Genomic DNA, 7,161 nt, shown 5'->3' with positions numbered 1-7,161 from the left:
CTGTTACACAGCCTCGCCATCGTGACTGAGGAGGAAGAAGCTTATCCGTTCCTATCCAGCGCCACTCGAAGTGGGAAGGAGTACGCTTGGCCGCTGGCGGATATTCCCGGCATCGTTGACGCCGCGGAGGCTGCTGGCCTCGCCAACCTTGGCGGCCAGCCGCAGTTCTTATACCCCGACGGGACGTGCGAGCCATACTGGATCGAGGTTGGCTCAGAGGACCAGCGTAAAGGCGAGGCGTGGTCGGACTACGTTCGCCGAAGCGCTGTCGAGGTCCGAGCCGCATTTGAGCGCGTCCAGTCTGAGACGGACTTCGAGGCCGAAGCCCGGCAGTGGGAGTTCCTCGCTGCGAAGCTTGACCGGGGCGAAGATGTGCTTCCCTACCTCCGCTTCGTGCTCTACTTCGCCAGCGACCCGGCTGTGTAACCTGCCGCTGTAGGCCGACGACGGGCGCCAGCGTCTTTGCTTCGAGCCGGACAAAGGCGCATCTTGCGCTTTGATCGACCACCCCGCCCTCAGCCCTTCGCGGCTAAGCGGCCATTTGTTATACAGCGGCGCGACCTCTCCGCAAACGAGTGACAACTCGTTGTGCGACGAAAACAAGCGAGCCTTCCCTATCGCCAGTTGTAAACGACCTCATGGAAATCTTGCTTGTCCCTGTCCTCCGGAGTCTTCGGGACCTCTACGATATCGAAGGTGTGATGCCGCGCTTTCAGGCATACGTCTCGCTCGCGTTCGGTGAGACGCGCGGGGAGCCGCTTCCCATCGGAGCGTTCAGCCCCATGGGACGGCGGCAACGGGCGTTTCTTGACGCCCTGATTGACTCAGGCGCTGAGCGTGTCGCTGCGGAGGCTGCGAGCGAAGGTGCCCGAAGGCTAGAACCGCTCTCGGACATCTACCGCTCAATGCTCGTCGTGACGGATGTGCCCCGCAACGGATGGACGCAGCGTCACCTTACGGACGCTGAGTGGCGGTTCTCGAACAAGTATGACGCGCTGCCTAAGAACGCGCCCCCGGTGGGTTTCGACCGGTGGGTGAGTGTCCAGTTGTGGACGGACGAGCGGCCTACGGCGGAGTACGTTCGGCGTGAGACCGTGGCCGCGATCTACCGGGCAGCGCACCAGCGCCACATCGGACTGCCAAGAACGTTGGGCGATATGATTTGCCAAGAAGGGCGTGCTTATGCCTTCGCGGGATACGCTCCGGATTTGGACGCAGATGACCTATCGTACTCTCGCGAAGTGATCAAGCCGCTTCTGCGCAGCGCGCACTACCCGACGTGCTTCACGGCGTTCTACGGTGACGAAGCGGCTCGCTCTGTCGGATACGAGCCACTGGGACTTTCGGCGCAGGCAGGGTTCAACGTGGGATTAGCAAGAGCGCAGGAGCACGGTTGCCCCGAGCGATGGCTGCTCGATGCATCAACAGACAGAAACGATAAAACAATAATCGCTGTATAACTCGCCGCTGCAAGCCGACCCTGGGCGTCAGCGCGTTCGCTCTGGGCGGGCCTCGGTGTATCCTGCGCTCCGTACCGCCCGCTAGCCCTCAGCTCAGGGCGGTTGAGCGGCCCCCTGTTAGGCGGCGCTACCCTTGCGATCTGGCCGGTATTACAGCATCTTAACTGCGACCCTCTCCCCACACGGCTATGCGCTCGCTCCTCTGTCTCGCTCTTGCCCTCGCTTTCGCGTCCGGTGCTCTGGCGCAAGACCCTGACCCGCGGAGCCCCGAGCTTGACCAACTCCGCCAGTTTATGGAAGAGGGCTCCCCCGAACTGGACCGACTCCAGCAGTTCATGAACGAGGGGTCGCCTGAGTTAGACGAACTCCGACGCTTCATGGAAGAAGGCTCGCCTGAGCTAGATCGTCTCCGCCAGTTCTCGGAGGAGGGCTCGCCTCAGCTTGAGGAACTGCGTCAGTTCATGGAGGAAGGCTCACCAGAACTGGACCGCCTCCGGAGGTTCATGGAAGAGGGCTCCCCAGAGATCGACCGACTCCGACGCTTCATGGAGGAGGGAACGCTCGAACTCAAGCGGCCCAGGGAGTCAGTCGAGGGCGCGTAACTCGCCGCGCCGCCTAACTCGCCGCTGCAGGCCGACGTGAAGCGTCAGCGTTCTCAGCCGCCTGTAGCTTCGGTGTCTCCACCGCTTCGGCCGAACGCTGTGCCCTCAGCTTCACGCGGCTGAGCGTCCGTCTGTCATATGGCCTTCCCTCTGAGCTACGAATGAACGCCAAAGCCATCCCGCTTCCTCTCGTTCTCGCCGTCTGTTTCGGGTTCAGCGGGTGCCAAACGCTCTTCGGCGTCGGCTCCGACGTCTACTCACCCTCATACCTCGAACGGCCGTCGTGGACGCCGGGGCGGATCGACTCGGCTGAGGGCGTCCTCGAATACCTGACCTCCTACCCGGAAGAGTTCTCGCTCGTCGCCTACTGGACGGACGCCCCTGAGCGCGGGGTCTACCACAACGCGGACACCCCGCGCCCGCTGGCGTCCACGATGAAGGTGCTCGTGCTCGCTGAGTATGCCCGCCAAGTCGAGGCCGGGCTTCTCGATCCGGCCGAGCGAGTCCCGCTCGATTCTGTCGGGGTCTACTACGTCCCGCTCACCGACGGCGGCGCGCACCGCCAGGCGCTCGCGGTGCATCGCACCGAGGGCGGGACTGTCGCGCTCGACGAGGTGGCCCGGATGATGATCCGGTTCAGTAGCAACACCGCGACGGACTACCTCATCGCCCGACTCGGCCGCGACGCCGTCCTCCGCTCGCCAGTGCAGGCGGGTGCTCCCGACTCCGATCCCCCGCTCCCAATCTCCGGCTTGTTCGGGGGCGCGAACGCGCGGGGCGTGCCCGTCTCGCCCGACGAGGCATTCCGACGCGCTGCCCGGTTCCGGTCCAGCCCCGGCTACCGCCGAGGGCAGCGGTTCTGGCAGGTGCTCACCCCGATCCGCTTGAGCTACTTCGAGCAGCGCCGGAACAGCCACGCGCTTCCGGCCGGGACCGCCGAGGACTACGCCGACCTCATGGCGCGGGCTTATACGGGCACGTTCGTATCCGATTCCGTGTCCGCCTACGTTCGGGACGTGCTCCGGTGGCCCATGTTGTTCGGGTGGTCTCAGGACCGCTTCGAGGCGTACGGACTCAAAAGCGGGAGCGTGGCCGGAGTCCTGACGCGAGCTATGTACGCTCGGCCTCAGACCAACGCTCGCGGTCCGGCTGGTGGCCGCGAACCGGGGTCGGGCATCGTGGTTGCACTGTTCGTTCAGGGCCTCCCGCGTCACGTTTGGGAGACGTGGTACTCAGGAATGCCGTTTGCGGACTTCACGACGCGGATGATGCTCGACCCCGAGTTCTTCGAGCACGTCCGCGCCCAAATTGCATTGGTGTCACCTCCGCAAGTACCTCGGTAAACATTAACCCAAACCCACCGGCCATATAACCCCCATAATCAGGTCTTTGTCAAGTGGGGCGTTTTTCGAGTCGTAGGGGCAGTCTCGCCCTGCACCCCTCGATCTGGGGGGCGCTCGGTTTGTCGGAGCATCGGCACCGCGGCGTCAGGTCGGGTCGGTCCTCGTCAACTCGCTTCTTCGAAGCGCTGGCGGGCCACACCCCCATACGGGCTCTCGCCGTCGGTCTCGACGACGGACTCTTGGGCGAGAGTCGTCCCAGATCTCTGTCGGCGGCACGCCTCTCACCTTCCCATTCCCGCCGAGGGCGGTACAGGGCCGGAGCCCTGCCCGTCGCCAGTTCTACTGGCCGGGCTTGGCAAGAGGGGCCATAGCTCCTTCTTCGTCCGGCTCAAGGGCTTCCCCTTGAACTGGCCGTTGAGGTCCTGTTGCTTCCTCAGCACGTGGTACGCGATCCGGGCGACCTCCTTGGCGACGAGCGCGCGGGCGACGGCCTCGGGCTTCTTGCGCTTCTTGGAGCCGTACCACGCCTTCACCTCGGGGTAGTACTGGATCGCCCGGACGCCCGCGTGGCTGAAGGCGAGCTTGAGGTAGCGGTTGCCGTTGCGGCTCCGCTTGTGCCGGACGCGGTCGCCGGAGTTGTCGGCGCCCGGCACGAGGCGGCAGTAGCTGAAGAACGCTCGGTCGGAGCCGAAGCGGCTGATGTCGTCGACCTCCAAGCGGATCGAGAAGGCGCAGGCCTTGCCGATGCCCGGGATGCGGAGGAGCCGTTGGACGTCGGCGTCGGGCACCAGGTGCGGCACGAGCGCGCTCTCCAGCCGCTTGACCTGGGCGTGGAGCAGTTCGGCCTGCTCGATGTGGGTCTCGGCCTGGAGCCGACCGAAAGCGTCGAGCTCGGCCACGTCGCGGACGTTGTGCTTCTCCAAGAGCCGGGCGATAGAGTTCTGGGCGGCCACGCGCCGCTCGACCAGCCGGAGCCGAGTGCGGAGCACGTCGCGGAGCGGACGCATCTCGTCAGAGACCATGTGGGCTTCGGGCAGGAGATCGGTCCGCAGAAGATGGGCCAGCATGGCCGCGTCGGCGCTATCGGTCTTGACCTTGGCCGCGGCGATGGCCTTGATGCCCTTGGCGTGGGCGAGAGTGAGGTCGACGTGTCCGTCGAGTGCGTCCTTGACCCAGTACCAGCCGGTGGTGCACTCGACGGTCGCGGCGTGGCGTCCGGGCTGCTGGGCGAAGTAGGCCAGGAGCGCCGCCGGTCGGCAGGGCATCTTGGCGGTCGCCACGACGGCGCCTCGGGCGTCGAGGGTGGTGGCGGTGACGGAGCGCTTGTGGAGGTCGAGTCCGGTGAAGTAGTCGGGCGTCATGGCAGCGGCGGGGAGTGGGATCACAAGGAAGGCATCCTGATTGGAATGATCCCGCCACTGCAGGCCGACCTCGGGCTCTAAGCGTTGTTGCTTCGGTGAGAGATCGGCGCGTAGGTTGCTCGCCCGATTCACCGCGCCCTCAGCCTCGGCGGCTGAGCGGCCCCTGCTCTGTTGAGAAGCTCACGGAGCGGCCAATCTAGGCGTGACGCCGAGCCCGACGAGCCGGTACAGGTTGTAGACGAGGCCTCGCAGAAGAGCTTGCCGCTCCTGCATCACCGGAAGACGGGCCGCGAGCGCCTCGCCCCACTTCCGCTTCGCGACCGACATCAGCGTCTCGACGAGCCACCGCTGACCGTAGGTCTTGCGCGGTGTCGACTGGCCCTCGGCGTCGAGTGTCGCGCATCCGAGTCTCGCGACCATCTCGGCGCGGTAACGCCCGCTTGGACCCGCCACGTAGCGCCGCGTCTTGGCCGGGATCAGCGTCTCGACGCCGAGATACTCCCGGCAGAAGACGTGGTTGCGTTCGGAGTCGTAGCCCGCGTCGGCCAGGATGACCGCGCCAGGCACGGACGCGACAGAGCGCTCGGCCAGCGGCGGCAGGTCCGGGTGGTCGCCGCACGGGCCCGGCTTCGAGAGTTGAGCGGTGACGAGCTGAGGGCCGATCCAGAGGGCCGCGGCCCACTTCTGGTAGGCCCGCGCTCTGTAGGTCGACGTCGAGCCCTTGCGCCGCCGTTGGTCGAAGTAGCGCGAGGCGTGACCGCAGAACATGCCCGTCGAGTCGATGGCGATGAGCGGCGGCCCCTGCGGCGGATCGTGACCGGAGGCCTCGAACCGGCGAACGGTCTCCACGAGTGCCGCCGCGACCACGTCGGCGGTCGCCTTGTTATGGGCGAAGCGCCACAGCGTGGAGTAATCGGGCACGACGGAGAGCCCGATTGCGTCGCGGAGTCCATCGGAGGCGTCGAGCGTCTCCTGGGCGGTGCGGTAGTCGAGCCGGAGATACTCCTTGACGAGCAGGCAAGCCAAGAGCTGTGGCTGGGTGTAGCGCTTGGGCGCGAAGCGGTGGGCACGCTCCGGGATCGCCTCGCAGGCGACTTCGTGGGCTAGCTGGGCGAAGCGGAGGAGTCGATTGGCCATCGGATCAGCGGCGGGTGCCACCGTCGAACGCCAGCCGTAGACTCCGGTCCCGCGAGCTTCTCAACAGAGCAACACGGTCTCAGGGCGACCACCGATGGCGAAGAACCAGGCTCGCGCCTCACTCTAGCGCACGACGGTGAATGACCGGTTGGACAACCCGCATGGAGAGACCACCCGGAGCGCGTATGCTCCGGGTGGTAGCGCGGAGACGTCGATCTCGAGGTCGGCAGGAGACGGACCGTCGAGGACGACAGCGACTCGCCGGCCCAACGCGTCGAGGACGGTCGCCCGCACGGGACCGGTACAATCGAGGCTGAACCGGACCGAGTCCGTCGAGGGGTTGGGCCGGGCAAGGCCCAGGACGAGACGTAGAGGACGGCGTTCGAGAGCGGTCGCGACGGGGACGGATTGGGACGCGTTGAGCCTCCCAGGCGAGGCCGGGCCGGGACCGGACCAGGCGAAGTCAGCGAGCGAGCGGCCAGACCCAGAGAGACGGAGCGCGTGTCCGATGGGTGTGGCGCCGGACTCCTGGACGTCGACGTCGATGGAGGTGAGGCCCTGGGCCGGTCCGTCGGTTGCTGTGAGCGTGCCTTCCCAACAGACGAACTGGACGACGCGGCCGTCAGGATCGACGAGGGCGGCGCCGTCGCTCGGCCCGTTCTGGATCCCGTTTATCGAGTAGGTGACCTCGAGGACGCCGAGCCCGGCCTCGAGGTCGGGGACCACGCCTGCGAGCGCGCGGTCGTCATAGGCCGAGCCGTTGGCGCCGTTGTAGAGGACGATTCGCCAGCCGTCGAGGTCGGTGCCCGCCGAGCTAGCGACCTCGATGAACTCGCCGACATCGGCGCCCGCGTTGTCGTAGTGGATCTCGTTGATCCAGACGATCGGGGAGTCTCCGCCGGGATCGGGGTCACCGGACGGAGCGAGGTAGTCGCCGAAGGCCCGGTCGAGGAGCGTAGGGTCGAGGACGAACGGGTTGGCGGTGCCCTGGAGCCCAGCGACCCAGTCCGATTCAGCGACCTCGAGGTCGTCGGGCGGGTCCTGATGGTTCCAGGCCTTGAGGTCGGCGAGCATGGTGGTCAAGAAGCGTCGTTCGCTTGCGGCGTCAACGGCCGACTCGTACACGACAGCGACGTAGGCGGCGGCTCGGGCGACGTCGCCAGCGATGGCCTCGCGGGGCTCGAATCGGGCGCTGTAGGACGTGCCGGGGTGGCCGGAGGCCCGTTCGGACCACCCGTCGAGGTCGGAGGCCGGGGTG

Annotated in this window: 6 protein-coding genes and 1 pseudogene; 4 read left to right on the top strand and 3 right to left on the bottom strand. The window is 66.4% G+C overall.

What is annotated here, in order from left to right; all coding sequences use genetic code 11:
* From WBA11_RS11260 to WBA11_RS11245, 4 genes and pseudogenes are all read left to right on the top strand, one after another.
* Positions 1-426: pseudogene (locus WBA11_RS11260) on the top strand (hypothetical protein); the annotation flags it as partial.
* A 212-nt stretch (positions 427-638) separates the two neighbouring features.
* Positions 639-1,460, top strand: a complete 822-nt coding sequence (locus tag WBA11_RS11255; RefSeq protein ID WP_424520783.1) for a hypothetical protein — start codon at positions 639-641, stop codon at positions 1,458-1,460.
* Positions 1,461-1,648: 188 nt separating this feature from the next.
* A complete protein-coding gene (locus WBA11_RS11250) occupies positions 1,649-2,062 on the top strand; it encodes a hypothetical protein (protein WP_424520782.1) in 414 nt (137 codons plus the stop codon).
* Between the two features lie 161 nt (positions 2,063-2,223).
* The gene (locus WBA11_RS11245) at positions 2,224-3,405 is read left to right on the top strand and encodes a serine hydrolase (RefSeq protein WP_424520781.1); all 1,182 of its coding nucleotides are present in this window, start codon (positions 2,224-2,226) and stop codon (positions 3,403-3,405) included.
* A gap of 281 nt (positions 3,406-3,686) precedes the next feature.
* Here the strand turns inward: WBA11_RS11245 and WBA11_RS11240 are convergent, their stop codons facing one another.
* The 3 genes from WBA11_RS11240 to WBA11_RS11230 all read right to left on the bottom strand — a co-directional run.
* Positions 3,687-4,790 carry an IS110 family transposase gene (locus tag WBA11_RS11240; RefSeq protein WP_424520780.1) on the bottom strand — a complete coding sequence of 368 codons (1,104 nt, stop codon included), beginning with the start codon at positions 4,788-4,790 and terminating at the stop codon, positions 3,687-3,689.
* 156 nt (positions 4,791-4,946) lie between these two features.
* Entirely contained in the window at positions 4,947-5,903 is a 957-nt protein-coding gene (locus tag WBA11_RS11235) for a transposase (protein WP_424520779.1), read from the bottom strand.
* A 123-nt stretch (positions 5,904-6,026) separates the two neighbouring features.
* Positions 6,027-7,161 (bottom strand): endonuclease (locus WBA11_RS11230; protein WP_424520778.1); only part of this gene is annotated, 1,135 nt, incomplete at its 5' end.

This window comes from Rubrivirga sp., from assembly GCF_049648075.1.
In the GTDB taxonomy this organism is placed as follows: domain Bacteria; phylum Bacteroidota; class Rhodothermia; order Rhodothermales; family Rubricoccaceae; genus Rubrivirga.
The sequence above is the reverse complement of the archived record's forward strand: the minus strand, read 5'-3'. Positions and strand labels throughout refer to the sequence as shown.

Bases quoted from the DNA above. Each gene is read 5' to 3' on its own strand.
- WBA11_RS11255 (WP_424520783.1), top strand. From the start codon at position 639: ATGGAAATCTTGCTTGTCCCTGTCCTCCGGAGTCTTCGGGACCTCTAC.
- WBA11_RS11250 (WP_424520782.1), top strand. From the start codon at position 1,649: ATGCGCTCGCTCCTCTGTCTCGCTCTTGCCCTCGCTTTCGCGTCCGGT.
- WBA11_RS11245 (WP_424520781.1), top strand. From the start codon at position 2,224: ATGAACGCCAAAGCCATCCCGCTTCCTCTCGTTCTCGCCGTCTGTTTC.
- WBA11_RS11235 (WP_424520779.1), bottom strand. From the start codon at position 5,903: ATGGCCAATCGACTCCTCCGCTTCGCCCAGCTAGCCCACGAAGTCGCC.